The organism is Klebsiella sp. 141162 (assembly GCF_050600755.1).
Classification (GTDB): domain Bacteria; phylum Pseudomonadota; class Gammaproteobacteria; order Enterobacterales; family Enterobacteriaceae; genus Klebsiella; species Klebsiella aerogenes.
Window position 1 is genome coordinate 37,583 of sequence record NZ_JAQIRI010000013.1, and the last position, 26,017, is coordinate 63,599.

At 56.3% G+C, this 26,017-nt stretch carries 26 protein-coding genes; 9 read left to right on the plus strand and 17 right to left on the minus strand.

Translation table 11 applies throughout. The annotated features are described in order from the left end of the window. Positions 1–31: 31 nt before the first annotated feature. The 5 genes from rhaM to rhaB all read right to left on the minus strand — a co-directional run bounded on the left by rhaM (position 32) and on the right by rhaB (position 5,152). On the minus strand, positions 32–346 hold the full coding sequence (gene rhaM / locus PGR23_RS22980) for an L-rhamnose mutarotase (protein WP_396280055.1): 315 nt from the start codon (positions 344–346) through the stop codon (positions 32–34). Beyond that, the gene (gene fucO / locus PGR23_RS22985; RefSeq protein WP_396280054.1) at positions 343–1,491 is read right to left on the minus strand and encodes a lactaldehyde reductase; all 1,149 of its coding nucleotides are present in this window, start codon (positions 1,489–1,491) and stop codon (positions 343–345) included. The genes rhaM and fucO overlap by 4 nt, the downstream gene beginning before the upstream one ends. 31 nt (positions 1,492–1,522) lie before the next feature. After that, positions 1,523–2,347, minus strand: a complete 825-nt coding sequence (gene rhaD, locus PGR23_RS22990) for a rhamnulose-1-phosphate aldolase (protein WP_015368947.1) — start codon at positions 2,345–2,347, stop codon at positions 1,523–1,525. An 82-nt stretch (positions 2,348–2,429) separates the two neighbouring features. After that, on the minus strand, positions 2,430–3,689 hold the full coding sequence (gene rhaA, locus PGR23_RS22995; RefSeq protein WP_396280053.1) for an L-rhamnose isomerase: 1,260 nt from the start codon (positions 3,687–3,689) through the stop codon (positions 2,430–2,432). Further along, a complete protein-coding gene (rhaB, locus tag PGR23_RS23000) occupies positions 3,686–5,152 on the minus strand; it encodes a rhamnulokinase (RefSeq protein ID WP_396280052.1) in 1,467 nt (488 codons plus the stop codon). Before rhaB ends, rhaA begins: the two co-directional genes overlap by 4 nt. Positions 5,153–5,463: 311 nt before the next feature. On the opposite strand from rhaB, the gene rhaS reads away from it, so the two are divergent. Together rhaS and rhaR are read left to right on the plus strand one after the other, a co-directional pair. Further along, positions 5,464–6,300, plus strand: coding sequence for an HTH-type transcriptional activator RhaS (gene rhaS, locus PGR23_RS23005; protein ID WP_396280051.1), 837 nt, complete (start codon positions 5,464–5,466; stop codon positions 6,298–6,300). Between the two features lie 72 nt (positions 6,301–6,372). Further along, the gene (gene rhaR / locus PGR23_RS23010) at positions 6,373–7,221 is read left to right on the plus strand and encodes an HTH-type transcriptional activator RhaR (RefSeq protein WP_049059935.1); all 849 of its coding nucleotides are present in this window, start codon (positions 6,373–6,375) and stop codon (positions 7,219–7,221) included. 8 nt (positions 7,222–7,229) lie between these two features. On the opposite strand, the gene rhaT is transcribed toward rhaR, so the two are convergent. Further along, a complete protein-coding gene (rhaT, locus tag PGR23_RS23015) occupies positions 7,230–8,264 on the minus strand; it encodes an L-rhamnose/proton symporter RhaT (RefSeq protein ID WP_032706783.1) in 1,035 nt (344 codons plus the stop codon). 290 nt (positions 8,265–8,554) lie between these two features. On the opposite strand from rhaT, the gene sodA reads away from it, so the two are divergent. Then, positions 8,555–9,175, plus strand: a complete 621-nt coding sequence (sodA, locus tag PGR23_RS23020) for a superoxide dismutase [Mn] (protein WP_015368940.1) — start codon at positions 8,555–8,557, stop codon at positions 9,173–9,175. 72 nt (positions 9,176–9,247) lie between these two features. Continuing rightward, the gene (gene yiiM / locus PGR23_RS23025) at positions 9,248–9,922 is read left to right on the plus strand and encodes a 6-hydroxyaminopurine reductase (protein WP_396280050.1); all 675 of its coding nucleotides are present in this window, start codon (positions 9,248–9,250) and stop codon (positions 9,920–9,922) included. A 62-nt stretch (positions 9,923–9,984) separates the two neighbouring features. Here the strand turns inward: yiiM and cpxA are convergent, their stop codons facing one another. After that, complete coding sequence (gene cpxA / locus PGR23_RS23030; RefSeq protein WP_015368938.1) at positions 9,985–11,358, minus strand: envelope stress sensor histidine kinase CpxA; 1,374 nt, start codon at positions 11,356–11,358, stop codon at positions 9,985–9,987. Then, the gene (cpxR, locus tag PGR23_RS23035; RefSeq protein WP_015368937.1) at positions 11,355–12,053 is read right to left on the minus strand and encodes an envelope stress response regulator transcription factor CpxR; all 699 of its coding nucleotides are present in this window, start codon (positions 12,051–12,053) and stop codon (positions 11,355–11,357) included. The genes cpxA and cpxR overlap by 4 nt, the downstream gene beginning before the upstream one ends. Before the next feature lie 149 nt (positions 12,054–12,202). Between cpxR and cpxP the strand changes: the two genes are divergently transcribed. The 3 genes from cpxP (at position 12,203) to pfkA (ending at position 14,927) form a co-directional block, all read left to right on the plus strand. Beyond that, positions 12,203–12,706, plus strand: a complete 504-nt coding sequence (gene cpxP, locus PGR23_RS23040) for a cell-envelope stress modulator CpxP (protein WP_396280049.1) — start codon at positions 12,203–12,205, stop codon at positions 12,704–12,706. Between the two features lie 158 nt (positions 12,707–12,864). Further along, positions 12,865–13,761, plus strand: a complete 897-nt coding sequence (gene fieF / locus PGR23_RS23045) for a CDF family cation-efflux transporter FieF (protein ID WP_396280048.1) — start codon at positions 12,865–12,867, stop codon at positions 13,759–13,761. Positions 13,762–13,964: 203 nt separating this feature from the next. After that, complete coding sequence (pfkA, locus tag PGR23_RS23050) at positions 13,965–14,927, plus strand: 6-phosphofructokinase (protein WP_015368934.1); 963 nt, start codon at positions 13,965–13,967, stop codon at positions 14,925–14,927. Positions 14,928–15,042: 115 nt separating this feature from the next. Here pfkA and PGR23_RS23055 read toward each other — a convergent pair whose 3' ends face one another. From PGR23_RS23055 to priA, 8 genes are all read right to left on the minus strand, one after another. Further along, positions 15,043–15,639 carry a hypothetical protein gene (locus tag PGR23_RS23055; RefSeq protein ID WP_348876280.1) on the minus strand — a complete coding sequence of 199 codons (597 nt, stop codon included), beginning with the start codon at positions 15,637–15,639 and terminating at the stop codon, positions 15,043–15,045. A gap of 87 nt (positions 15,640–15,726) precedes the next feature. After that, a complete protein-coding gene (gene rraA / locus PGR23_RS23060) occupies positions 15,727–16,212 on the minus strand; it encodes a ribonuclease E activity regulator RraA (protein WP_015703948.1) in 486 nt (161 codons plus the stop codon). Between the two features lie 92 nt (positions 16,213–16,304). Next, positions 16,305–17,231: a 1,4-dihydroxy-2-naphthoate polyprenyltransferase gene (menA, locus tag PGR23_RS23065; protein ID WP_396280122.1), complete on the minus strand. Its 927-nt coding sequence runs from the start codon at positions 17,229–17,231 to the stop codon at positions 16,305–16,307. A 67-nt stretch (positions 17,232–17,298) separates the two neighbouring features. After that, on the minus strand, positions 17,299–18,633 hold the full coding sequence (gene hslU / locus PGR23_RS23070) for an HslU--HslV peptidase ATPase subunit (protein ID WP_045395296.1): 1,335 nt from the start codon (positions 18,631–18,633) through the stop codon (positions 17,299–17,301). Positions 18,634–18,642: 9 nt separating this feature from the next. Next, complete coding sequence (gene hslV, locus PGR23_RS23075) at positions 18,643–19,173, minus strand: ATP-dependent protease subunit HslV (protein WP_015368930.1); 531 nt, start codon at positions 19,171–19,173, stop codon at positions 18,643–18,645. Positions 19,174–19,264: 91 nt separating this feature from the next. Then, positions 19,265–20,233: a cell division protein FtsN gene (gene ftsN, locus PGR23_RS23080; RefSeq protein ID WP_315712087.1), complete on the minus strand. Its 969-nt coding sequence runs from the start codon at positions 20,231–20,233 to the stop codon at positions 19,265–19,267. 93 nt (positions 20,234–20,326) lie between these two features. After that, positions 20,327–21,355: a DNA-binding transcriptional regulator CytR gene (gene cytR / locus PGR23_RS23085; RefSeq protein WP_015368928.1), complete on the minus strand. Its 1,029-nt coding sequence runs from the start codon at positions 21,353–21,355 to the stop codon at positions 20,327–20,329. Between the two features lie 149 nt (positions 21,356–21,504). Beyond that, positions 21,505–23,700 carry a primosomal protein N' gene (gene priA / locus PGR23_RS23090; RefSeq protein WP_396280047.1) on the minus strand — a complete coding sequence of 732 codons (2,196 nt, stop codon included), beginning with the start codon at positions 23,698–23,700 and terminating at the stop codon, positions 21,505–21,507. A gap of 259 nt (positions 23,701–23,959) precedes the next feature. On the opposite strand from priA, the gene rpmE reads away from it, so the two are divergent. Then, a complete protein-coding gene (rpmE, locus tag PGR23_RS23095; RefSeq protein WP_015368925.1) occupies positions 23,960–24,172 on the plus strand; it encodes a 50S ribosomal protein L31 in 213 nt (70 codons plus the stop codon). Between the two features lie 99 nt (positions 24,173–24,271). Here rpmE and metJ read toward each other — a convergent pair whose 3' ends face one another. After that, positions 24,272–24,589 carry a met regulon transcriptional regulator MetJ gene (metJ, locus tag PGR23_RS23100; RefSeq protein ID WP_004107547.1) on the minus strand — a complete coding sequence of 106 codons (318 nt, stop codon included), beginning with the start codon at positions 24,587–24,589 and terminating at the stop codon, positions 24,272–24,274. Positions 24,590–24,854: 265 nt separating this feature from the next. On the opposite strand from metJ, the gene metB reads away from it, so the two are divergent. Beyond that, entirely contained in the window at positions 24,855–26,015 is a 1,161-nt protein-coding gene (metB, locus tag PGR23_RS23105; RefSeq protein WP_015368924.1) for a cystathionine gamma-synthase, read from the plus strand. Positions 26,016–26,017: the final 2 nt, after the last annotated feature.

Consider the following 26,017-nt stretch of genomic DNA (forward strand, 5'->3'; position numbering starts at 1 on the left):
AAAACGCCTGATTGCTCAGGCGTTTTCTTTATTACGCAAGGTAAAACACTTCACTCAGTTCAGCGCTTAGCGGGCTGTTATCCGGATTCGTCGGCATCACCTCGCGCATATAGCGCCACCAGCGTTGGCAGACCTCGGTTTCCGCCACCGCATTCCAGCGGGCTTCCGATTCAATTTCCACCGTGGCGAATAGCAGATGGCGCTGTTTATCGAGATAGATCGCATAGTGGTGGGCGCCATGCGCTTTCAGCGTCGCTTCCAGTTCCGGCCAGATGGGATTATGACGGCGCTGATACTCCTCGTGGGCGTCGGGATTAATCTGCATCATGAAGGCTTTGCGGATCATAACGCCTCCAGGTACAGCTCGCGTACCTCGTCGCGGCTGGCGCTGCGCGGGTTACAGGGCGCGCAGGGGTCGGCCAGCGCTTTATCCAGCCAGCCTTCGATATCAGCCTTACTCACGCCAAGCTGACTAAAACCTTCAGGAATACCGACTCGTTTGCTCAACGCGCGAATCGCGTTAATCGCCGCCATGCTGGCGGTTTCATCGCTCATGCCGCGCGTATCGACGCCCATCGCCTGGGCGATGCGGGCAAAACGCGCCACCGCGTTCGGGCGGTTAAAGTTTTCGATAATCGGTAGCAGGATGGCATTACAAACGCCGTGCGGCAAATTGTGGGTTGCGCCCGGCTGATGCGCCAGCGCGTGTACCAGACCAAGACCTGCGCTGTTGAACGCCATGCCTGCCAGATACTGACCGTATGCCATCTGCTCGCGTGCCTGCAGATTGTGCCCGTCATCAACGGCCAGCGGCAGCCACTGGTGAATTAAGCGAATCGCTTCCAGCGCGTTGGCGTCGGTCAGCGGATGGGCGCCGACGGAGACAAACGCCTCAATAGCATGAGTTAACGCATCCATACCGGTCGCGGCGGTAACCGACGGCGGAATATCCAGCATGACGCTAGCGTCGTCGACGGCAATATCCGGGATGATGTTCGGGTCGATGATGACCTCTTTCACCTGACGTTCGCTATCGATAATCACCGCGTTGCTGGTCATTTCGGCGGCGGTTCCGGCGGTGGTGTTAATTGCCACCAGCGGCACGCCGGCATTTTTCACTTTGCCCACGCCGGAATAGGCCGTCGATGGCGCCGGGTTAGCGCTGAGGATTTTCACCGCCTTAGCGGTATCGATCGGGCTGCCGCCGCCAAAGGCGATAATATAGTCACATTGCGCCGCACGGAATGCGGCGATACCTTGCTGAACCAGCGCCTCGGTTGGGTTCGGAAAGACCTTATCGAACAGATGATAAGACAGTTGATGCGCTTCCAGCGCCTGAAACAGGCTATCGAGCAGGCCCATTTCCACCAGATGACCATCGGTGACAATCAGCGCTTTTCCCCACTGCTTGTCTGCGACCAGGTTTACCATATCGCCGATCGCGCCCGCGCCATGCAGGCTGATTTTCGGTAGTGCCAACATAAAGCTCATGATGATTCTCCTTACAAGGCGGCTCGCTTTCTTAGAGCGCCAGCGCGCTGGCCAGCGGCGTGACGCCAAAGCGTTGGCCTAACGCAATCAATTCTTCGCGGCTTATCGTCTGTTTCATGCCGCCCATCGAATAGACTTTCACTAATACCTCGGCGGATTTTTCGGCGGTATCGATCAGGCCGAAAGTTTCATCCAGCGTCGGGCCGCTGCCGAAGACGCCGTGGAATGGCCACAGCACCAGAGAGTGTTTCTGCATTTCGCCGGCGGTCGCCTGGCCAATCTCGTCGGTGCCCGGCACCATCCACGGCAGAATGCCGACGCCGTCCGGGAACACCACCAGGCATTCGGTGCTGCCTTCCCATAGCTTGCGGGTGAACAGATCGCTGTTGTTCTCCAGCACGTAGGTCAGGGCGATCAGGTTGGTGGCATGGCAGTGCATGATCACGCGGTCTTTGCCGCCGGTGGCTTTGATGCGCTCGCAGTGCGACAGGAAATGCGCCGGCAGTTCCGAGGTCGGCACGGCTTCTTCCGTCAGCCCCCACAGAATGAAGTAGCCCGCGCCGTCGTTGTCCACTTTCACCACCCCAAGGTTGGCGGCGGGATCGAGCTGCACGTTACGGAAGAATTTACCGGAACCGGTGACGATAAACGGCTGATTAGCCAGTTCCGGCATCGGCTGGCTTAAGGCGATATAGCGCGGCTGGGGGTGAAAATCGGCTTTGAAGGGCGCGATATCCGCTTCATCCAGGCGCAGCGTCAAATTACCGCCGTTACGTTCGTCCCAGCCTTTAAGCCAGGCGTCGGAGGTGGCTTTGATCATGCCCTGAACGAACCATGAATTGATGATGTTGTGCATAGTCTTGTCTTTCCTGTTGATTCGTAATAGGTGTGACTCCCCGAATAAACCCCATACGGCGCAATCCGGGGAAAGTCAGGCATTAGTCGCGCTGGCTCAGCACGTCTTTTTCATAGGCCCGCACGTTTTCCAGCCACTGGCTGCCTGCCGGCGTATCGTGACGCTGGCAGTACATTTCCCAGATAGCCTGCCACGGCAGCGATTTCTGCTCTTCGAGCAGCGCCAGGCGGGCGGTGTAATCGCCGTCGTTTTCCAGCTGGCGCAGCAGCGCCGTCGGCTCCAGCAGCGCGCGCAGCAGGGCTTTTTTCATGTTGCGGGTGCCGATAACCCACGCCGCGATGCGGTTGATGGAGGCATCAAAGAAGTCGAGGCCGATATGCACGCGGTCGAACAGGTTGTGGCGGATAATTTCGCTGGCGATGGCCTGGGTTTCGTCATCCAGCAGCACCACGTGATCGCTGTCCCAGCGTACCGGGCGGCTGACGTGCAGCAGCAGGCGCGGGATATAGAGCATGGCGGCGGAGATTTTGTCGGAGATGACTTCCGTCGGATGGAAGTGGCCGGCATCCAGGCACAGCGCGGTTTGACGGCTGGCGGCGTAGCCCATATAGAATTCATTGGAGCCAACGGTATAGCTTTCGGCGCCGATACCGAACAGCTTGCTCTCAACGGCGTCGATATGGTGCGCCGGATCGAGCTTTTCGCTGATGACCTCATCCAGCGCGTTCAGCAGACGCTGGCGCGGGGCGAAGCGGTCGACGGTAATATCTTTCATGCCGTCCGGCACCCAAATATTCATTACCGATGGCGTCCCAAGCTGCTCGCCGAAATAAGCGGATATGCGGCGGCTGGCTTTGCAGTGATCGATCCAGAACTGACGAATCTCCGGATTGGCGTTCGACAGCGTAAAGCCGTCGGCGCTTAGCGGATGTGAGAAGCAGGAAGGGTTAAAATCGAGCCCCAACTGCTGGCGTTTGGCCCATTCCACCCAGTGCTTAAAGTGTTCCGGCTTAATTTCATTACGCGCTACCGGCGTGGTGGATTCGAGATAAATCGCGTGCAGATTAAGGCGCTTCGGCCCCGGTATCAGGCTGAGCGCCTGTTCGAGATCGGCGCGTAGTTCCTGGGCATTGCGCGCTTTGCCGGGATAGTTGCCGGTGGCCTGAATGCCGCCGGTTAAGTTGCCTTCCGGGTTTTCAAAGCCCGCCACGTCATCGCCCTGCCAGCAGTGCATTGATACCGGCAGGCGGTCCAGCTGACGCAGAGCTTCCTCGGCATCTACGCCGACGGCGGCATAGCGCTGCTTAGCAATTTCCCAGGCTTGTTCAAGTTGAGTGGTCATGCGCAAAGCTCCTTTGTAGGTTGTGGCTGAAATTGCGCGACGAAGCGGGCAATTTCGCTATCTGAATGCGGGGCGAAAGTGATGAGCGACGCGTTGTCGCGTACCACCTGACGGAATTCATCGACGTTTTGGAGTTCATCCAGCGCCATCAACTGGATGCCGATATTGCCAAGCGTGGAGGCTTCAATGGGGCCCGCCACCACCGGCAGGCCGCAGGCATCGGCGCACAGCTGGTTAAGCAGCGCGTTCTGGCAGCCGCCGCCGACGATATGCAGCTGGCTGAAAGGGTGGCCGCGGAGTGCGGCCAGTTCGTCCAATACCCGGGCATACAGCAGCGCCAGGCTGTCGAAAATGCAGCGCGCCAGTTCGGCGGGAGTGACCGGGATCGGCAGAGCGGACTCCGCGCAGGCGGCTTGAATTTCGGCGCTCATATTGGCCGGGTTGATAAAGCGATCGTTATTGCAATCAATCAGGTAACGACAGGCCGGTAGCTGCTCCGTGTCGACAATCAGCGCCTGCAGATCGCTAATGTTGTGCTCCTGCAGTACCCGCTGCAGCAGCCACAGGCCCATGATATTTTTCAGCACCCGATAGCGCCCCTCGGCGCCGCCTTCATTAGTGATATTCGCCTTCAGCGCCTGCTGGCTGGTGTAAGGCGTTTTACTTTCAAAGCCCATCAGCGACCAGGTGCCCGATGAGAGATAGGCGGCATTTTTATCCGCCAGCGGCGAGGCGATGACGGCGCTGGCCGTATCGTGGCTGGCGACGGCAACGACCGGGATGCGGTTACCCTGCGGGCAGATCCAGTGACCGATAACATTGCCCGGATGCGTCGGCGTACCGAACCAGTCCGGTTTCGCGCCGCTCCAGCGGAGCAGCTCGTCATCCCAGCTATCGCTATTAATATTGACCAGTTGCGTGGTGGTGGCGTTGGTGTATTCCCAGTTCATTGCGCCGGTCAGGCGGTAGCTGAAGTAGTCCGGGATCAGCAGCGCGTGGGCGACCTGTTCCGCCAGCGCCGGCTGCTGGTTGACCAGCGCCCGCAGCTGATAAAGGGTGTTAAACGGCAGAAACTGGATGCCGCTGCGGCAATAGATACTGGCGCGGCCGAGGTGTTCGATTGCCTGCGCCATCAGGCCGTGAGTGCGGCTATCGCGATAGGAAACCGGCAGGCCGACGCGCTGGCCGTGCTTATCCAGCAAGACGAAATCGACGCCCCAGGTGTCGATACCGATGCTGTCGATCAGGATCCCCTGTTCGCACACCTTCACCAGCCCGCGGCGGATTTCCGCTTCCAGGCTATCGATATCCCAGCAATCGTAGCCATCCACTTTCTGCAGGCGGTTAGTGAAACGATGAACCTCGCGCAACGTCAGCGATCGCGTCGCGGTTGCATAATTCGCGAGCATGACCCGACCGCTGGAAGCGCCTAAATCAACGGCGACACAATGACGAATACTCATGGCACGACCCTTCTTAAAATCATTACAGGCAGTCTAAAAAAGGCGTCTCTGCGTCACCTTCTCGCTACTGACAGCGAAAGCGGGTGGCTGGCAACAAAGCAAAGGTGACCGTGAGAAGCGTCACAGTTTCGTTTTATAGGCGGCGTGAGGCGGGGTGTGATGCTGGCCGCAGTTCCGGATATTTCCGGCTGGTTCTTGAAAAAACGGCAGGCTTTACGCGGTTTGCGGTCAAAAATTGAAGGCCGGATTGCCAGCCCTTAATTACTATTTGCGACGACGGTTGATAATTTTTCTCATTCGTGGAGGCTGCTATGACCGTGTTGCACTGTACGGATTTTTTTAAGGCCGGCGTCTCGGCGGTGGCGATTGAACCGCGCCTTCCACAAGCGGCCTTTCCAGAGCATCATCATGATTTTCATGAAATTGTTATCGTTGAGCAGGGGACGGGCATCCACGTTTTCAACGGCCAGCCCTATACCATCAGCGGCGGTTCGGTCTGCTTTATTCGCGATCACGATCGCCATCTTTACGAACACACCAATAACCTGTGTCTGACCAATGTGCTTTACCGCGCGCCGGATGCTTTTCGTTTTCTGACCGGCGTGAACCAGCTGCTGCCGCAAGAGCAGGACGGCAACTATCTTTCACACTGGCGGGTCAACCAAACGGTGCTACAGCAGGTGCGGCAAATCGTCGGTCAGATGGAAAAGGTCGGCCCGGGCGTCGAGCCGCATACCATCGCCAGCCGTGAGATCCTTTTTATGCAGCTACTGGTGCTGCTGCACAGCAACAGCCTGGCGGAAGGCTCCGGCAACCACGAGGCGCGGCTGAATCAACTAATGGCCTGGCTGGAAGACCATTTTGCCGAAGAGATATGCTGGGAGGAGGTGGCGGCGCAGTTTTCGCTCTCTTTACGCACCCTGCATCGTCAGTTAAAGCTGCAAACCGGGCTGACGCCCCAGCGCTATCTCAACCGGGTGCGCCTGATGAAGGCGCGGCACCTGCTGCGCCACAGCGATGATAGCGTGACAGAAATCGCTTATCGCTGTGGTTTCGGCGACAGTAACCATTTTTCGACGCTATTTCGCCGTGAATTCGACTGGTCGCCGCGCGATATTCGCCAGGGGCGCGACGCTATTCTTCAGTAACGCGAGAAGAGTCAACGTATTGCCTCAGCAAAATGCGAATAATGGTTGGTTTCCGCGTCGGGAGTGAGAGTTGTGGCAGGTCAGCTGGTGCTTCGCAAAGATGAGTTTTTTGCCTCCCCCACGCAGGCGGTGGCGGTGGCTGACCGCTACCCGCAAAACGTCTTCGCCGAGCATACCCATGAATTTTGCGAGCTGGTGCTGGTGTGGCGCGGCAACGGTCTGCATATCCTCAACGATCGCCCGTGGCGGGTTACCCGCGGCGATCTCTTTTATATCCGCGCGGAAGATAAACACTCTTATGCGTCGGTCAACGACCTGGTGCTGCAGAATATTATTTATTGTCCGGATCGGCTGCGGCTCAATTTTGACTGGGCGGCGCATATTCCGGGATTATTCGGCACGCCGTGGCAGCCGCACTGGCGGATCGGCAGCAGCGGCATGGCGCAGGTCAGGCAGGTGATTAACCAGCTGGAGCACGAAAGCGCGCGGCAGGATGCGCAGGCGGATAGCATGGCGGAACTGCTGTTTGCCCAACTGGCGCTAACGCTCCAGCGCTATCGCTACGCCACTGATAATCTGGCGGCGACGCAAAGCGAAACTCAGCTCGATAAACTGCTAACTGAGCTGGCCGGAAGTCTGAATCGCCCCTTTAATCTGGAGCATTTTTGTCTGCGTGAAGCCTGCAGCGAACGCGCGTTACGCCAGCAGTTTCGCCAGCAAACGGGGATGACGATAACCCACTATTTGCGCCAGCTGCGGATCTGCCATGCGCAGTATTTGCTGCAGCATACCGAGCGGCTAATTGGTGAGATCGCTATGCAGTGCGGGTTTGAGGACAGTAACTACTTTTCGGTGGTGTTTAACCGGGAAACCGGTATGACGCCGGGACAGTGGCGGCAGCGCAGTCGCGCCGCCGCGTGAAGGGGAAATCAGTTAGCCATTCCCAGGCCGACGATATTCGCGGCAATGATGATTACCACACAGCCGAGGCTGAGCACGCTGACCGGGCGGCGTCCAGCGTTGTTCCACTCTTTCAGCACCAGCCCGACCAGCCCGCCGCACAGTACGTAGAAGCTCATATGCAGCATCCAGCTCATGTAGTCATACTGTGCCGGGATACTGGCGTGACCCCAGGCATAGAAGAAGAACTGCAGGTACCACATGAGTCCGCCCAATGCGGAAAGCAGAATGTTGCTGATGATAAGCGGTTTTGCCAGCGAGAAGTCGGCTTTTAGCGACAGATCCTTCACTTTGGCGAGGCGAATAAAGCAGAAGCCGAGGTTGACCAGCGCGCCGCCGCCCATGATCACCACGTAGCTTGGCAGCGCGGTATACAGCGGGTCGACGCCCAGCGCCGCGGCGGCTTCATGCATTGGTTTAGCGGCATTCATCGCGAATGACATGCCGGCGGAGAAAATACCGCACATTACCGCCAGCATCAGCCCTTTTTTCAGGTTGAACTCTTCCGCTTTGATGCCCATTTTGCGCTCTTTAAGCTGGCCGGCGCGGGTAACGATACCCACGCCAATCACCGCCACCAGCACGCCGAGCAGGGTCATTTGTCCGCCTTTGGTGTGAATCAACACATCAAAGTGGCCGTTGAGGATCGGCGTCATTAAGGTACCGACGATAAGCGTAATGCCGATAGCGATACCGATACCCATCGACATCCCCAGATAGCGCATGGTCAGGCCATAGTTGATGTTACCGATGCCCCACATCGCGCCGAACAAAAACACCGGCAGCAGCGTGGAAGCGCTAAACGAGCGGTAGTAGGCCCAGAAATCGGGCAGCAGCATGGCGCTTATCGCCCACGGCAGAATCAGCCAGGAGACAATCCCGCCGATCGACCACATGGTTTCCCACGACCAGTGTTTCACCTTCTTGAAAGGGGCATAAAAACAGGCGGCGCTGGCGGCGCCGATTAAATGCCAAAAAATTCCCATCGTAATCGCATGATTCATTGCCTTTACCCTCATCTGTTTTGGGTTGGATAGACTCTCTCCGATGCGATGAGTGTAAAAATTGCGCAGTTTTTACGCCTTTGAGCTGTTGCCACGCCAGGCGAAACTCTGGCAATCAGGGGCTTAATGAGTTGTTTTGGCTCACAAACTGGGGTGTATCTATTTTGGGTATAACCTTAGTAAAACTACGGCATTGATAATCATTTTCAATATCATTTAATTAACTATAATGAACCGACTGCTTACGCGGCGTTAACACCCTCTGCCGCCCGATAATAATGGAGATGATTATGAGTTATACACTGCCATCCCTGCCGTACGCTTACGATGCTCTGGAACCGCATTTCGACAAGCAGACGATGGAGATCCATCATACTAAGCATCACCAGACCTACGTTAACAACGCTAACGCAGCGCTGGAAAGCCTGCCGGAATTCGCTAACCTGTCCGCGGAAGAGCTGATCACCAAACTGGATCAACTGCCGGCTGACAAAAAAACCGTACTGCGTAACAACGCGGGCGGCCACGCTAACCACAGCCTGTTCTGGAAAGGCCTGAAAACCGGCACCACCCTGCAGGGCGACCTGAAAGCCGCTATCGAGCGTGATTTCGGTTCCGTGGACAATTTCAAAGCTGAATTCGAAAAAGCGGCAGCAACCCGCTTTGGTTCCGGCTGGGCGTGGCTGGTGCTGAAAGGCGACAAACTGGCCGTCGTTTCTACCGCTAACCAGGACTCCCCGCTGATGGGCGAAGCCATTTCCGGCGCTTCCGGTTTCCCGATTATCGGCCTGGATGTGTGGGAACACGCTTACTACCTGAAATTCCAGAACCGTCGCCCGGACTACATCAAAGCCTTCTGGGACGTGGTTAACTGGGACGAAGCAGCAGCGCGTTTTGCCGCCAAAAAATAAGGTTGCATTGTGCTAAGAGAGAAGCGAGTCTGATGACTCGCTTTTTTTATATCCGTAGCAAGGAGAGCAGCAATGCATTATCCGGTGAATGTCTTTGTCGGCAAAATCAGGGACTACGACGGTAGCCGACCCAGCGCAATTGGCAAAATCCAGGTCGATGGCGAGCTGCGGCTCGGCGAGCTCGGACTGGAAGGGGACGAGCAGGCGGAAAAGAAAATTCACGGCGGGCCGGATCGCGCGTTGTGCCACTATCCCCGCGAGCATTATCTCGACTGGATCCGCGAATTCCCGCAGCAGGCCGATCTGTTCTGCGCACCCGCATTCGGCGAAAACCTTTCTACCGAAGGGCTAACGGAAAAAAACGTCTATATCGGCGATATCTTTCGTTGGGGCGAGGCGCTGATTCAGGTCACTCAACCGCGCTCTCCCTGCTTCAAACTGAATTACCATTTCGGTATTAGCGACATGGCGCAACTGATGCAAAACAGCGGCAAGGTTGGCTGGCTCTACCGCATTATCGCCGGCGGCCAGGTCTCCAGCGATGCGCCGCTGGAGCTGGTATCGCGACTAAGCGATGTGAGCGTACATGAGGCCGGAGCAATTGCCTGGCATATGCCGTTTGACGACGACCAGTATCACCGTCTGTTATCGGCGGCGGGCCTGTCGGTAAGCTGGAGCAGAACGATGCAGAAGCGGCGTTTAAGCGGGCAAATCGAGGATAATTCGCGGAGATTATGGGGGAAATAATTCCCCCATATTGAACGTTGCAACCCGTAGCCCGGCTCAGCGTAGCGCAAGCCGGGACAGGCTCAGGTGCGTTTATACAGCGGCAGCCAGATTGTTAAACGCAGACCACCCAGCGGGCTATCGTCGGCTTTAACCCAGCCGCGATGTTGCTGAATCGCCGTTTCGACAATCGCCAGCCCCAGACCGGTGCCGCCGGACTCGCGATCGCGAGCTTCGTCGGTACGATAGAACGGACGGAAAATCTGTTCGCGATCTTCCGGGCTGACGCCCGGGCCGTCATCATCGACGTTGACCGTGATTCCGTCTTTATCCACCGAGAAGCTGACCGAAATTTTCGTGTGCGAGTAGCGCAGCGCGTTGCGCACGATATTTTCCAGCGCGCTTTCCAGCGCATTGGGGTTACCGTACAGCGGCCAGGGGCCCGGCGGATACTCAACGGTAAAGGATTTCCCCATCTGCTCGGCTTCAAATGCCGCGTTGTCCAGCACTTCGCCCCACAGCTGATTCGCTTTCACCGTCTCGCTGACCAGCGCGTTTTTCGCCTGATTACGCGACATCACCAGCAGGTCGTTGATCATGCTGTCCAGCCGATGCGCTTCGGTTTCGATCCGCTCCAGCTCTTTGCTTTCACCGCTGCGGCGGCGCAGCAGCGCGGTGCCTAACTGCAGACGGGTTAACGGCGTGCGTAGCTCGTGCGAGATATCCGACAGCAGCCGCTGCTGGCTGGTCATCATTCGCTCAAGCGCGGTCACCATCTGGTTAAAGCTGGCCCCGGCGGCCAGAAACTCCTGCGGACCGGCTTCCAGCTCCGGATGCTGCCGCAGGTTACCCTGGGCCACTTCATCGGCGGCGTTTTTCAGCTTGCGCGCCGGTTTCGCCAGGCTCCACGCCAGCCATAGCAGCAGCGGGGCGCTGACCAGCATCGTCACGATAAGCAGTAATAGCGGACGGTCAAACAGCAGGTTGATGAAGTCGGATTGTGAAGTGCTGGCAGGGCGGATGAGATAAAGTTGATAATTATCTTCACCATCCCTGACGGAAAACGGCCCGACCATCTCCAGGCGTCCGTAACGCTTCTTCTGCGGATGATCGGCGTTATCGGCCTGGCCGATAAAGTTACGAATGATCTGCATTTCGTTGCGTTCTGCGCCGATCACGCGACCTTCGCTGGTGACCAACAACAGCCGCTGCCCCGGCGGCGCCCACTTATCGATGGCGCGAAAAAGGCGTCGCCACCACATCAGGTCGTTAGGTGGGTCGTTCGCCAGTTCGGCCTCGACGTGTTGCTCAATCATGATGCCCTGACGTTGCTCGCTTTCCAGCAGCTCGGTCATCTGGCGCGAGTCCAGCTTGGGCAACATCAGTACCAGCATCAACACCAGCGCCAGCGTGAGCCAGAAGATGGCGAAGATGCGTGCGGTTAAACTTCCAATCATGAAGCAGAAACCATCAGATAGCCGCGTCCGCGCAATGTTTTAAACCACGGATGGCCGTCTTTGCGCTCCGGCAGCTTACGCCGCAGGTTGGAAATATGCATATCGATAGCGCGGTCGAACGGCGTCAGCCGCTTGCCCAGCACTTCCTGGCTTAAGTGTTCACGTGACACCACCTGACCAAGATGCTGCGCCAGCAGATACAGCAGAGTGAACTCGGTGCCGGTCAGCTCCAGCGTTTGCCCATCAAAATTGGCCTCCTGACGGCCCGGATTGAGGCTTAACGCATCCACTTCCAGGGTCGGAGAACCGGATTCGGTGGTCTGCTGCTGCTCGCTCCAGTGAGAACGACGCAGAATCGCGCGTATACGCGCCACCAGCTCGCGATCGTTAAACGGCTTAGGCAAATAGTCATCCGCCCCGAGTTCGAGGCCGAGAACGCGATCCAGCTCGCTTCCGCGCGCCGTTAGCATGATAACCGGGGTCTGGTGTGTCTGACGTAATTCTTTAAGCGTGTCGATACCGTTTTTCTTCGGCATCATCACATCAAGCAAAAGGAGATCAATGCTGTCGTCAAGAAGCGCCAGCGCCTGTTCACCGTCATGGGCAACGAGCACATTAAAACCTTCCATATCGAGCAGCTCTTTTAACAGGGAGGTGAGCTCCCGGTCATCATCAACTAACAGGATTTTATTCATTGTTTAAATACCTCCGAGGCAGAAATTACGTCATCAAGGCTCGCTAATCCATGACTTTACGTTGTTTTACACCCCCTGACGCATGTTTGCAGCCTGAATCGTAAACTGTCTCTCGTTGAATCGCGACACAAACGTTTTGGGAGTATGTGATGCGCAATGTTATCGCTGCCGTCATGGCCTCAACGCTGGCGCTAAGTGCTACTAGCCAAGCCGCTGAAGTCGTTACCGGCGTTAACTGGCTCCACGGTGAAGAAGGAGCCCAGCGCAGCGGCCAGAGCCATATGTTTGACGGCATAAGTCTAACCGAACAGCAACGACAGCAGTTACGGGATCTTATGCATCGGGCGCGCCATGACCGGCTCCCTGTTAATGTTAGCGAACTGGAGACAATGCATAGCCTTGTCACCGCAGATAAATTTGATGAAAGCGCTGTGCGCGCTCAGGCAGAAAAGATGGCGCAGGAACAGGTTGCCCGCCAGGTAGAAATGGCGAAAGTCCGCAACCAGATGTACCACCTGCTAACCCCTGAGCAGCAAGCGGTTTTAAATGCTAAGCACCAGCAGCGTATGGATCAGTTGCGTGAGGTTGCAAGGATGCAGAAAGGCTCAGCCATGATGCTTTCCAGTAGTAGCAGTACCGTGCAACCCAAGTAACAAACCCTGTTTTCCTTGCCATAGACACCATCCCTGTCTTCCCCCACATGATGTGGGGGTTTTTTTTGTCTTTTTTTCGCCTCAGCCGCCGCATGCCCGTTCATCTTCCGGGTAAAAGTTCAGGTTATACTAAGCGCATCGCCGGAAAAGGAGCGTTTATGAATCAATCTTATGGGCGGCTGGTAAGTCGCGCGGCTATTGCCGCGACGGCGATGGCCTCCGTGTTACTTTTGATCAAAATTTTTGCGTGGTGGTATACCGGTTCGGTGAGTATTCTGGCGGCGCTGGTGGATTCACTGGTGGATATTGCCGCCTCGCTGACCAACCTGCTGGTGGTGCGTTACTCGCTACAACCCGCTGATGAAGAACATACTTTTGGCCATGGGAAAGCGGAATCGCTGGCGGCGCTGGCGCAGAGCATGTTTATCTCCGGTTCGGCATTGTTTCTGTTCCTGACCGGGATCCAGCATCTGATTCGCCCTGAACCGATGCAGGCGGCAGGCGTCGGGATGGTGGTGACGCTGATCGCCTTGATAAGCACCCTGATGCTGGTGACCTTTCAGCGCTGGGTGGTCAGAAAAACCCAGAGCCAGGCCGTGCGCGCGGATATGCTTCATTATCAGTCTGATGTTATGATGAACGGCGCTATTCTTATCGCCCTCGGCCTCTCCTGGTACGGCTGGCACCGTGCCGATGCGCTGTTTGCATTAGGGATTGGCATCTATATTTTATATAGCGCGCTGCGTATGGGTTACGACGCGGTGCAATCGTTATTAGACCGCGCGCTTCCGGATGAGGAACGTCAGGAAATCATCAGTATCGTGAACAACTGGCCCGGCGTCAGCGGCGCGCACGATCTACGAACGCGGCAGTCAGGGCCGACTCGCTTTATTCAAATACATTTGGAAATGGAAGATAACCTCCCGCTGGTGCAGGCGCACGTGATCGCCGACCAGGTGGAGCAGGCTATTTTGCGCCGTTTCCCGGGATCGGATGTGATTATCCATCAGGATCCCTGTTCTGTGGTGCCGCCGGCGCAGCAGGGCGTTTTTTGAGCTTTCGGTTATAGTCTGTAAACTCGATGTAAAAATGTGGGGCGGGTAGGCATTTTTTGTATAAATTACCGCCATTTGGTCTGACCTGAATCAATTCAGCCAGAAGCGTTTGATATACTATTGCAATTATCGTCGTGCACTCCTGGTATGGGAGCGCTTCAGGCAACAGGATTATTTTTTGCTTCCTAAGTTCAGAGGTAGTCATGATTAAGAAAATCGGTGTGTTGACAAGTGGCGGTGATGCGCCGGGCATGAACGCAGCAATTCGCGGCGTTGTGCGCGCGGCATTAACGGAAGGTCTGGAAGTTTTTGGAATCTATGACGGTTACCTCGGCCTGTATGAAGATCGTATGGTTCAGCTTGACCGTTACAGCGTGTCAGACATGATCAACCGTGGCGGTACCTTCCTCGGCTCCGCTCGCTTCCCGGAATTCCGCGAAGAGCATATTCGCGCAGTCGCCATTGAAAATATGAAAAAGCGCGGCCTGGACGCGCTGGTTGTTATCGGCGGCGACGGTTCCTATATGGGTGCGATGCGTCTGACTGAGATGGGTTTCCCTTGCATCGGCCTGCCGGGCACCATCGACAACGACATCAAAGGTACTGACTACACTATCGGTTTCTTTACCGCGCTGAGCACCGTTGTTGAAGCTATTGACCGCCTGCGTGACACCTCCTCTTCGCACCAGCGTATCTCTGTGGTGGAAGTGATGGGCCGCTACTGTGGCGATCTGACGCTGGCGGCGGCGATTGCCGGCGGCTGTGAGTTCATCATGGTGCCGGAAGTAGAATATACCCGCGACGATCTGGTGGCTGAAATCAAAGCCGGCATCGCAAAAGGTAAGAAACACGCGATCGTGGCCATCACCGAGCACATGTGCGACGTTGACGAACTGGCTAGCTTCATTGAGAAAGAAACGGGCCGTGAAACTCGTGCGACCGTGCTGGGTCACATTCAGCGCGGCGGCTCTCCGGTTCCTTACGACCGTATTCTGGCTTCCCGCATGGGCGCATATGCTATTGAACTGCTGCTGCAGGGCTTTGGCGGCCGCTGTGTCGGTATCCAGAACGAGAAGCTGGTTCACCACGACATCATCGATGCTATCGAAAATATGAAGCGTCCGTTCAAGTCTGACTGGATGGATTGCGCGAAGAAACTGTACTAAGTTTCTCGGCATAACAAAAAGGCCTTCTCACGGAGAAGGCCTTTTTTTTCGTAGCGTATAAAACCGAGCGAGCCATGCTCGGTATGCTGGTTATCGACAAGCGTGGGTTTCGATTTCAAGGGCGAAATTGAACCTTGCGTTGCAAATGATAATTTTCTAGCGATTGGCTTAACAGCTCAGAAAAAACAGAATGATTTTCTTGCGCGATTGTTAATCTTAACACCGCTTCTAAAGTATCTATTTCTTCATCTTCAAGTGGTCTGCCGGTGGCTATCTCCAGCCGATTTTCTTGCCAGCGGTAGCGCGTAGGGATCGTATCGTGCCAGGTTCTGTAGTTTTTCTCGGGAGTTCTATACCATAAATTTGGGCCTTTTCCTGTCGCCTTCTTTTGCGTCACTTTCAGCATTTTTTCTGTATCAGAAAAGTAATCAGCCATTTCTTGCAAAATTTGTTGTTTTTGCGAGTTGTCCAGCGTTGCAAATTGCAGTGTTACTTGGGTCGATGGATAGCCAACGATTTCTTTGTATTCCTTTTCAAAGGTCGCTGCGTTACGTGGAAGAGATACCGCACCGATAAATATAACGAAAGCTGCTCCTAAGCGTAATGACGCAGCAAGGACATAGGGCGGTTGGGCTAAAATCAGGATGCGAAATCCTCGATATAGTAGCCATGGTATCGAAATAAAGCTGAGGAAATAGAGTATTTCACGCAAGTCATGCACTCCTTTGCACTTGTGTGAGCGATTAACCATCCTGGTTATAAAGAAAAGGCAGGCTGCGCCTGCCTTTCAATGCTAGTGCTATTCGATATCCAGCGCATCCTCGGAAAGGATGATACCGGTATTGTCGGCATACAGATGATCGCCGGAGAAGAAGGTGACGCCGCCGAAATTGACGCGCACGTCGCTTTCGCCGATACCTTCCCCTGCAGCGGCCACTGGAATGGCGGCTAATGCCTGGATACCGATATCTAAATCTTCCAGGTCGTCAACCTGGCGCACCGCGCCATAGACCACCAGCCCTTCCCATTCGTTTTGTACCGCCAGACGCGCCAGGTCTGCGTCAATTAACGCGCGTCGCACGGAACCGCCGCCGTCGATGAGGAGAATATGACCACGGCCATTCTGCTCGAGCAGATCGTAGAGCAACCCGTTATCCTCGAAACATTTTACCGTAATGATCTGTCCACCAAACGACGACCGCCCTCCAAAGTTGGAAAACAGCGGTTCCACGACATTGACATCTTCCTGGTAGATGTCGCAAAGCTCGGAAGTATCGTATTTCATAGGCTTAACGTTCAGTTGCTGCGAGAATTTTTAGTATATCCCGTGAACTGCATTGTTTGCAAAATCATCAATTGTTAATTGATATTTGTCAGTTATGCCGCCAGCTTACTGCCGATAATCCCGATGACAAACAGCAGGTTGGTTAATAATGCCGCTTTGACCGTGCGTTCGAGCATCGGACGCATCGCCACCGGTTCGCGCTCACGCATGACGAAACGCGCCTGTTTCACCAGTAGCGGAATGGCGAGAATAAACAGCCAGCCCCACAGGCTGCGCAGCGCCAGCAGGTTAAACAGCGCCAGGCACAGTGGAGCGCCGAACAGCAGGAGGCTGTGATAACGGCGAGCGTTAATTGGCCCCAGACGGACCGCCAACGTATTTTTACCGTTCGAACGGTCGCTATCGATATCGCGCAGGTTATTGATATTCAGCACCGCGGCGGCCAGCAGGCCACAGGCGGTAGCGGGCAGGAAAATAACCGCGTCGATGCTGTGCGCCTGCAGATACCAACTGCCGACGACGCTCAGCCAGCCGAAGAAAACCAGCACCGAGATATCGCCAAGGCCAATATAGCCGTAAGGACGCGTGCCAACGGTATAAGTGATAGCCGCAATAATCGACAACCCGCCGAGCACCATAAAGCCGATGAAGTCCGCCATTGTCTGCCAGGCGGAGAACAGCAACGCCAGGCCGGAAAGGCAAATCAGCGCTACCGTTACGATCAGCGCGCGTTTCATCTGCGCTTGGGTGATGGCGCCTTTTTGCATTCCGCGCAGCGGCCCAATACGGTCAGGTTTATCGCTGCCTTTAACGGCGTCGCCATAATCATTGGCGAGATTAGATAAAATTTGCAGCAAACCGGCGGTGATGAGCGCCAGCAGCGCGACCAGCGGATCGAAGTGGCCTTGCTGCCACGCCAACGCGGTGCCGACGACGATAGCGGCGAACGCCAGAGGTAATGTTTTGGGACGCAGGCTTTCAAGCCAGGCCCTGGTGCGTGTTATCGGTTGTTCAGTCATTTCTTTCAGCCAAAAAAATGGGGCTATCATAGCCCCATCGTGTGTGATGAAAATGCATTGAACCGGATTATAGGATAAAACGGCTCAGATCTTCATCTGCCACCAGAACATCCAGGTGTTTACCGACATAATCACCGTCGATGGTCACCGTCTGGCCGTTCATTTCGCTGGCATCATAAGAGATATCTTCGATCAGACGTTCCAGCACCGTGTGCAGGCGACGCGCGCCGATGTTTTCGGTGGTTTCGTTAACCTGCCATGCGGCCTGAGCGATACGCTTGATACCATCTTCGGTGAATTCGATATTCACGCCTTCGGTGGCCATCAGCGCTTTGTACTGCACGGTGATGGAAGCATTCGGCTCGGTCAGAATACGTTCGAAATCATGGGTGGTCAGCGCTTTCAGCTCAACGCGGATCGGCAGACGGCCCTGCAGTTCCGGGATCAGATCGGATGGGCTGGCGACCTGGAACGCGCCGGAGGCGATAAACAGAATGTGATCGGTTTTCACCATCCCGTGTTTAGTGGAGACGGTGCAGCCTTCCACCAGCGGCAGCAGGTCGCGCTGAACGCCTTCACGAGACACATCCGGGCCGGAGGAGTTGCCGCCGCGCTTACAGATTTTGTCGATTTCGTCGATAAACACGATACCGTGCTGTTCAACGGCGTCGATAGCTTCTTGCTTCAGCTCTTCCGGGTTCACCAGCTTCGCTGCTTCTTCTTCGATAAGCAGCTTCATCGCGTCTTTGATTTTCAGCTTACGCGGTTTCTGTTTCTGGCCGCCCAGGTTCTGGAACATGGACTGCAGCTGGCTGGTCATCTCTTCCATGCCCGGAGGGGACATGATTTCAACGCCCATTGGCGCTGCGGCGAGGTCGATTTCGATCTCTTTGTCGTCAAGCTGGCCTTCGCGCAATTTCTTGCGGAATGCCTGACGCGCAGCTGAAGGCTCCTGCGGCTGTTCAGCCTGGCCCCAGTTGTTTTTCGCCGGCGGGATCAGCACGTCGAGGATACGCTCTTCGGCCATTTCTTCGGCGCGATAGCGGTTTTTATCGATGGACTGCATGCGCACCATTTTGATCGCGGCGTCGGTCAGATCGCGGATGATAGAGTCCACTTCTTTACCAACATAGCCCACTTCGGTGAACTTGGTCGCTTCAACTTTGATGAACGGCGCGTTGGCCAGTTTCGCCAGACGACGGGCGATTTCGGTTTTACCGACGCCGGTCGGGCCAATCATCAGAATGTTTTTCGGTGTGACTTCATGACGCAGCTCTTCATTAAGCTGCATACGGCGCCAGCGGTTACGCAGGGCGATAGCAACAGAACGCTTGGCTGCGTCCTGGCCGATAATATGTTTGTCCAGTTCGCTGACAATTTCGCGTGGGGTCATTTCAGACATGGGAGATCCTTACGCTTTAGAAGGTAATTCTTCGATGGTGTGGAAGTGGTTGGTATAGATGCAGATATCCCCTGCAATATCCAACGCTTTCTCGGCGATGTCGCGAGCGCCCATTTCGGTGTTTTCCAGCAGCGCGCGAGCGGCGGCCTGGGCATATGGCCCGCCGGAGCCAATCGCAATCAAATCGTTTTCTGGCTGAACCACGTCACCGTTACCGGTGATGATAAGCGACGCGTTTTCGTCAGCGACGGCGAGCAGCGCTTCCAGCTTGCGCAGCATGCGGTCGGTACGCCAGTCTTTCGCCAGCTCAACGGCGGCTTTCACCAGATGGCCCTGATGCATCTCCAGCTTACGTTCGAAAAGTTCGAACAGGGTGAAGGCGTCAGCGGTGCCGCCAGCGAAACCAGCGATCACTTTGTCGTTGTACAGACGACGCACTTTCTTCACGTTGCCTTTCATCACGGTGTTGCCCAGCGTGGCCTGGCCATCACCGGCGATAACGACATGGCCGTTACGGCGAACACTAACTATTGTTGTCACGAGCAGACCCCTTGGTTGCAAAAGCGGAATAGGGGCCCCGCGCGTTACGCGGGGCAGAATGCAATTATAGATGGGGGGGATTTTTGGGGTTTCAACCCCTGGCGGCGAGACGGATGCAGTTTGCGTGTCCGGCCATCTTGAGACGGTTGATCATATCGTTGGCGTTCTCTTTGCCTTTCAGCGGCCCAATCACCACCCGATTCCAGCCGTTATTGGTGGTGATGTGCGAAGCAAAGCCCTCAAAGGCTAACTGAGCGCGCACGGTTTCGGCCTGCTCGGCGCCTTTAAAGGAACCACACTGAACCATCCAGCTGCGATCGTCTTTCTTCTCGGCGGCTGCGGCTTTCGGCGCTTCTTCCACGCGGGCGACCGGCGCGGCGGCCTGGGTTTTCGGCTGCGTGGTGGTGTTACGCGCCGGCGTCTGCAGCAGATCCTGATACGGCTGCTGGTTAGACGCGGTTTGCTTCGGTTGCTGTTGCTGCACCGGCTTCGGCTGCTGGACGCGCGGCTGTTGCTGCGTGGTCTGCTGCTGAGTCTGCGCCCACTGTTGCTGCTGCGCCTGCTGCTGTTGTTGTGCCAGACGTTGACGCTGCAGCGTCTGCTGACGCTGCGCCGGCGTTTGTTCGTTCCACGGCACTTCGGTCAGCTGCGTGGGCTGCTGACGCATATCCGCCTGCATCTGCGCCAACAGTTGGCGCTGCTCGTCGGTTAGCTGCTCGGGTTTCATCACTTCGCCGCCGGCGGTCGGCTCGGTAGGCGCGCGAACGCCCGGCTGGCGGCTTTCCAGCTCTTTAATATAGCGCCAGCGCTCTTCCGGCTTCGGCGGAAGACCGTTGCCTGCCGCCTGGCGGTTTTGCAGCGCTTCCGCTTCTTCTTTCTTGTGATGGGTAATGAAATACAGACCACCGATAAAGGCCACCAGCACGGCCGCCGCGATCGCAACCATAGTCGGTGAAATCGCCGGAAGGCTACTTTGCTTGTTCCTTGAGCTTCGGGGGCTGCTCTTTTTGCGCCGCGAAGGAGCCGGTTGGCTGCGGCGTACATAATCTCGTTGTGCCACTATCGTTTCGCTGTCTTATATTCGTTCGTCAGCCCGCCATGTTACTTAAGCGGCGGGCCTTTGACCAGAAGAGCAGGCCCGAAAGCCTGATGGTTATCGTCTGATTTTTTGCGTACTGCCGCGAACGATCAGTTCGCAATCGAGCAGACGCGAGCCGCTGTTGACGTTACGGCCCTGCATTTGCTCGAGTAAAAGCAGCATTCCTTCACGGCCGATATCAAAACGCGGCTGTGAAACGGTGGTTAACGGCGGATCGCAAAATTCAGACAACGCGATGTTATCAAACCCAACAATCGATAAATCCTCCGGCACCCTCAGGCCGCGGCGTTTGGCCAGCGACAACGCGCCCAGCGCCATGACGTCGCTATGGCAAAAGACCGCGGTCGGCGGCACCGGCTGCGCCAGCAGTTGCTCCAGCGCGTTAGCACCGGCTTCAAAGGTAAAGTTGCCGCGGGCGATGTAGTGCGGATCGACGGTGATACCGCTGCGGCGCAGCGCCTGAACGTATCCCTGCAGCCGGTAATGGCACAGCGGCATATCCTCCGGCCCGGCGATACAACCGATACGTTGATGCCCCAGTTCGTGGAGATAATTGACGGCATTAAACGCGGCGGTCAGGTTATCGATATGCACGGTAGGGAGCTCCAGCTCCGGCGCGAACTCGTTCGACATGACCATCGGCGGCAAATTACGCTGCTCTTCGACGCTGGCGTCGAACGGCAGGCGCGAGCTCAGCAGCACCATACCGTCAATTTGTTTGGTGATAATGAGATCAATAAAGGTTTTTTCTTTCTGATTCTGATGGGCGCAATCGCCGATCAGCACCAGATAGCCTTCGTCGGCGGCAGTCACTTCAATACCGCGAATCACCTCACTGAAGAAGGGATCGCAAATATCTGGCACGATCACAAGGATCGTCCGCGACTCATTGCGTTTCATGTTACGCCCGAGCGACTGCGGTAAATAGCCGACTTCCTGCGCCGCCTGCTCCACCCGACTACGGGTTGCCTGCGACACTTTGTCGGGATTCATTAGCGCACGGGATACGGTTGCCGTTGAAACGTTTGCCTTCAGGGCGACGTCTTTCATGGTGGCGGCAACCATTTGTTTTTTGGGCTTCACCTGGTTTCTCCTCGCTGACTGCGCAGACACATCCCTTGCGTGCTGACATCAGCAACATTTTTAACAGATAGTACAGCCTGAGAGTTACAGAATTTTCATGAAAAACGTGACGGTTGTTGAATTTTTCGATCCGCCTCGCAAGAGAAGCGTTAGCCTTCAATAGGATCGACATCCAGTACCCACTTCACTTTACGCGCTTCCGGCAGGGTGTTTATCAACGCCAGCGTACCGCTGACGATATGCTTTAGACGTATGCGGGAAGGGTGCTGGAGTAGAATTTGCCAGCGCCAGCGCCCGCCGCGCTTCGGCGCCAGCGCGGGAACCGGGCCGAGTACCCACAGTTTATCATCAGCCAGCGGACTGGCCTGCAGCAGGTTACGTAGCTGCTGTAAAAACAGCGGCGCCTGCTGGTTATTATGGTCTTCGGCGCGGATCAGAACGTGGCTGGTCCACGGCGGTAGCTGCATGGTTTGCCGCTCCGCCAGCGCCTGCTCGGCAAACGCATCGTAGCCTTTATAGAGCAGGGTCTGCAGCAGCGGGTGTTCCGGATGGTGGGTTTGCAGGATCACTTCACCTTGTTTGCCCGCGCGTCCGGCGCGGCCGGAGACCTGGGTATAGAGCTGGGCAAAACGCTCCGCCGAGCGGAAGTCGGCGGAAAACAGCGCGCCATCGACATCCAGCAGCGACACCAGGGTGACGTCCGGGAAATGATGTCCCTTAGCCAGCATTTGGGTACCAATCAGAATGCGCGCGCCGCCGCGATGGACGTCGGCAAGATATTGCTCCAGCGCCCCTTTACGGCTGGTGGTATCGCGGTCGATGCGTGAGATTGGTACATCAGGAAACATCGGCGCCAGCGCTTGCTCCAGCTGTTCGGTCCCCAGACCAACTGGCACCAGGTGCGTCGACCCGCAGGAAGGACATTGGCGCGGAATGGGGCGCTGGCTGTCGCAGTGGTGGCAGCGCAGATGGTGTTGCGCTTGATGCAGGGTGTAGTAACTATCGCAGCGCGGGCACTCCGCTATCCAGCCGCAGTCGTGGCACAGCAGCGCCGGGGCGAAACCGCGGCGGTTCAAAAACAGGATCACCTGATTGTCGGCCTGCAGATGCTGGCGCATGCGATTAATCAGCGCAGGCGAAAGCCCCGCCTGTAGCTGTTGGCCCTTTAAATCGAGCACGTGCTGCTGCGCCGGGCGGGCGTTGCCCGCGCGTTTGGTCAGCTTTAACTCACGGTACTTACGCTGGCGCACGTTGTAGAGCGTCTCCAGCGCCGGGGTCGCCGAGCCGAGGATAATCGGGATCTGTTCGCTGTGGGCGCGCCATACCGCCAGGTCGCGAGCGTGATAACGCCAGCCTTCCTGCTGTTTATAGGAGCTATCGTGTTCTTCGTCGATGACAATAACGCCGAGGTCTTTAAACGGCGTAAACAGCGACGAGCGGGTACCGATAACGATCGCCGCTTCGCCATTTTTCGCCTTTAGCCATGATGCGAGGCGCTCGCTGTCGTTCAGACCCGAATGCAGCACCTCCACCGGGGCGTTAAAACGCTGGCGGAAGCGGGCGATGGTCTGCGGCGTCAGGCCGATTTCCGGTACCATCACCAGCGCCTGTCGACCCTGCGCCAGCACGTTCTCCAGTACGCTAAGATAGACTTCCGTTTTCCCTGAGCCGGTAATACCCGCCAGCAGCCAGGCGGAAAAACGGTCCGAGGCGCTATGAATTGCCCCGACGGCGGTCGCCTGCTCGGTATTCAGACGCAGCCGTTCGCCGGGCACCGCGAAGCTGGCCCGCCAATCGCTAATGGCTGGGGATTCGCTGGCCAATTCCGCCAGCCCTTTGCCGCGCAGCGCCTGTAGCGCCGCGTCATTGAATTCAAGCTCTGCGACCTGATAGCGCCAGATTTTGCCCTGGCGCAGCGCCGCCAGCGCCTGCTGCTGCTTCGGCGAGCGTTTAAGGCTATTGATATCCAGCGCTTGTCCCTGTTCCGTCGCAAACCAGTACCACATTGGCGCGGCGCTGGCCGGTTTGCCCTGGCGCAGCATAATCGGCAGCGCGTGGAACAGCACATCGCCGATGGGATGATGATAGTAATCCGCGGCCCATAGCAGCATGCGCCAGACGGTAGAGGAGAATACCGGTTCGCTATCCAGCGCTTCGGCGACCGGTTTGAGTTCGGCAAGCGGGAGTTCGCTACGCTCGCTGACCGACACCACGATACCGATCCGCTCCTGTTTGCCGAACGGCACGCGTACGCGACAGCCCGCCTTGACCGGGATGCCTTCAGGCAACAAATAGTCAAAGGTGCGGGGCAGCGGAACGGGCAGGGCGACATGAGCGACGGACATGGAATCTTCCTGACTTGAAATCTGGCGGGTTAGTATACACATTACCGAAGGCGGCGCGGATAAGTTTGCATCTGCTGGTCAAATTCTGTATGATTCGCCGCCTTTGGTGCGCTTTATGCCGCATCAAACTCCCAAAACCCGGGAAATTCGTTAAGCCGGTATGCGCCAGCTGTGCGAAGGTCGTCGGGAAATTATTAATATCGCGTGGTGTCTGGCGTTAGGGCTGGAAGAGCGACGCGGCCTTAACTGAGGTTCTCCCATGAAAAAAGGTATTCACCCAAATTACGACGAAATTACTGCTACCTGTTCTTGCGGTAATGTCATGAAAATCCGTTCCACCGTTGGTCACGACCTGAACCTCGACGTGTGCGGTAAATGCCACCCGTTCTACACCGGCAAACAGCGTGATGTTGCTACCGGTGGCCGTGTTGACCGCTTCAACAAGCGCTTCAGCATCCCGGGCAGCAAGTAAGTTGCCAGAAAGAGCCGCCTCAGGGCGGCTTTTTTGTATCCTTCGTCTGGCAACGCGAGGAATAAAAAAGCGGAAGATATCTTCCGCTTTTTTTATGTCTTAGTATTCCCACGTATCCGGGTCGATGCCCAGTTCACGCATAATCTCTTTCGCCGCTTCCGGGATTTCATCGCTGCGCTCTTTACGCAGGTCTTCATCGTTAGGTAACGGTTGACCGGTAAAGGCATGCAGGAACGCCTCGCACAGCAGTTCGCTATTCGTGGCGTGACGCAGGTTGTTCACCTGACGACGCGTGCGTTCATCGGTGAGGATCTTTAACACCTTCAGAGGAATGGAAACCGTAATTTTTTTTACTTGCTCACTCTTCTTACCGTGCTCAGCGTATGGGCTGATATATTCGCCGCTCCATTCAGCCATGAGATACCTTAATCCTCTGTTTATTAGTTAAGGGCCAGAACATTACGCCCGGCCATAATTGCGCGTAGTTTACCGTATGAGCGTGCTTTCTGACATGAGATAAGCCGCCGCCGACGTGCGCTAATGCATATAATTTTAACGGCTATTTGTCTTTTGCTCAATCTATACGCAAAGAAGTTTAGATGTCCAGATGTATTGACGTCTATTGTGACAATGATTACTCTGAGGCCTGACTTCTCACCGAACAGCCCAGGAACTGTCCAACATGACGCGTAAACAGGCCACCATTGCAGTGCGTAGCGGTTTAAATGACGACGAACAGTACGGTTGCGTTGTCCCGCCGATCCACCTCTCCAGCACCTATAATTTCACCGGTTTCAATGAACCGCGCGCCCACGATTATTCCCGACGCGGCAACCCGACTCGCGATGTCGTACAGCGCGCGCTGGCGGAACTGGAAGGCGGCGCCGGCGCGGTACTGACCAATACCGGAATGTCGGCTATTCTGCTGGTGACCACGGTGTTCCTGAAGCCGGGCGATCTGCTGGTGGCGCCGCACGACTGTTATGGCGGCAGCTATCGTCTGTTTGACAGCCTGGCGAAACGCGGCTGCTATCGCGTGCGCTTTGTCGATCAAAGCGATGAACAGGCATTACGCGAAGCGTTAGCGGAACAACCGAAGCTGGTGCTGGTCGAAAGCCCGAGCAACCCATTGCTGCGGGTGGTCGATATTGCGAAAATCTGCGGGCTGGCGCGTGAAGCCGGCGCGGTGAGCGTGGTGGATAACACCTTCCTCAGCCCGGCGTTGCAAAATCCGCTGGCGCTGGGCGCCGATCTGGTGTTGCATTCGTGCACCAAATATCTCAACGGCCACTCTGACGTGGTCGCCGGGGTGGTGATTGCCAAAGATCCTGAGACTGTCACCGAACTGGCATGGTGGGCGAATAATATCGGCGTCACCGGCGGGGCGTTTGATAGCTATCTGTTATTGCGTGGTTTGCGTACCCTTTCTCCACGAATGGAAGTGGCGCAGCGCAACGCGCAGGCGATAGTCGACTATCTGAAAACCCAGCCGCTGGTGAAAAAGCTGTATCATCCGTCCCTGCCGGAAAACCAGGGGCATGAGATTGCGGCGCGTCAGCAAAAAGGTTTTGGGGCGATGCTAAGCTTCGAGCTCGATGGCGATGAGCAGACGCTGCGTCGCTTCTTGAGCGGTTTATCGCTATTTACGCTGGCGGAATCGTTGGGGGGCGTTGAGAGCCTGATTTCCCATGCGGCGACGATGACGCATGCGGGCATGGCGCCGGAAGCGCGTGCGGCGGCAGGGATCTCGGAAACGCTCCTGCGTATTTCGACCGGTATTGAAGATGGTGAAGATTTAATTGCCGACCTGGAAAATGGCTTCCGGGCAGCAAACGAGGAATAAAG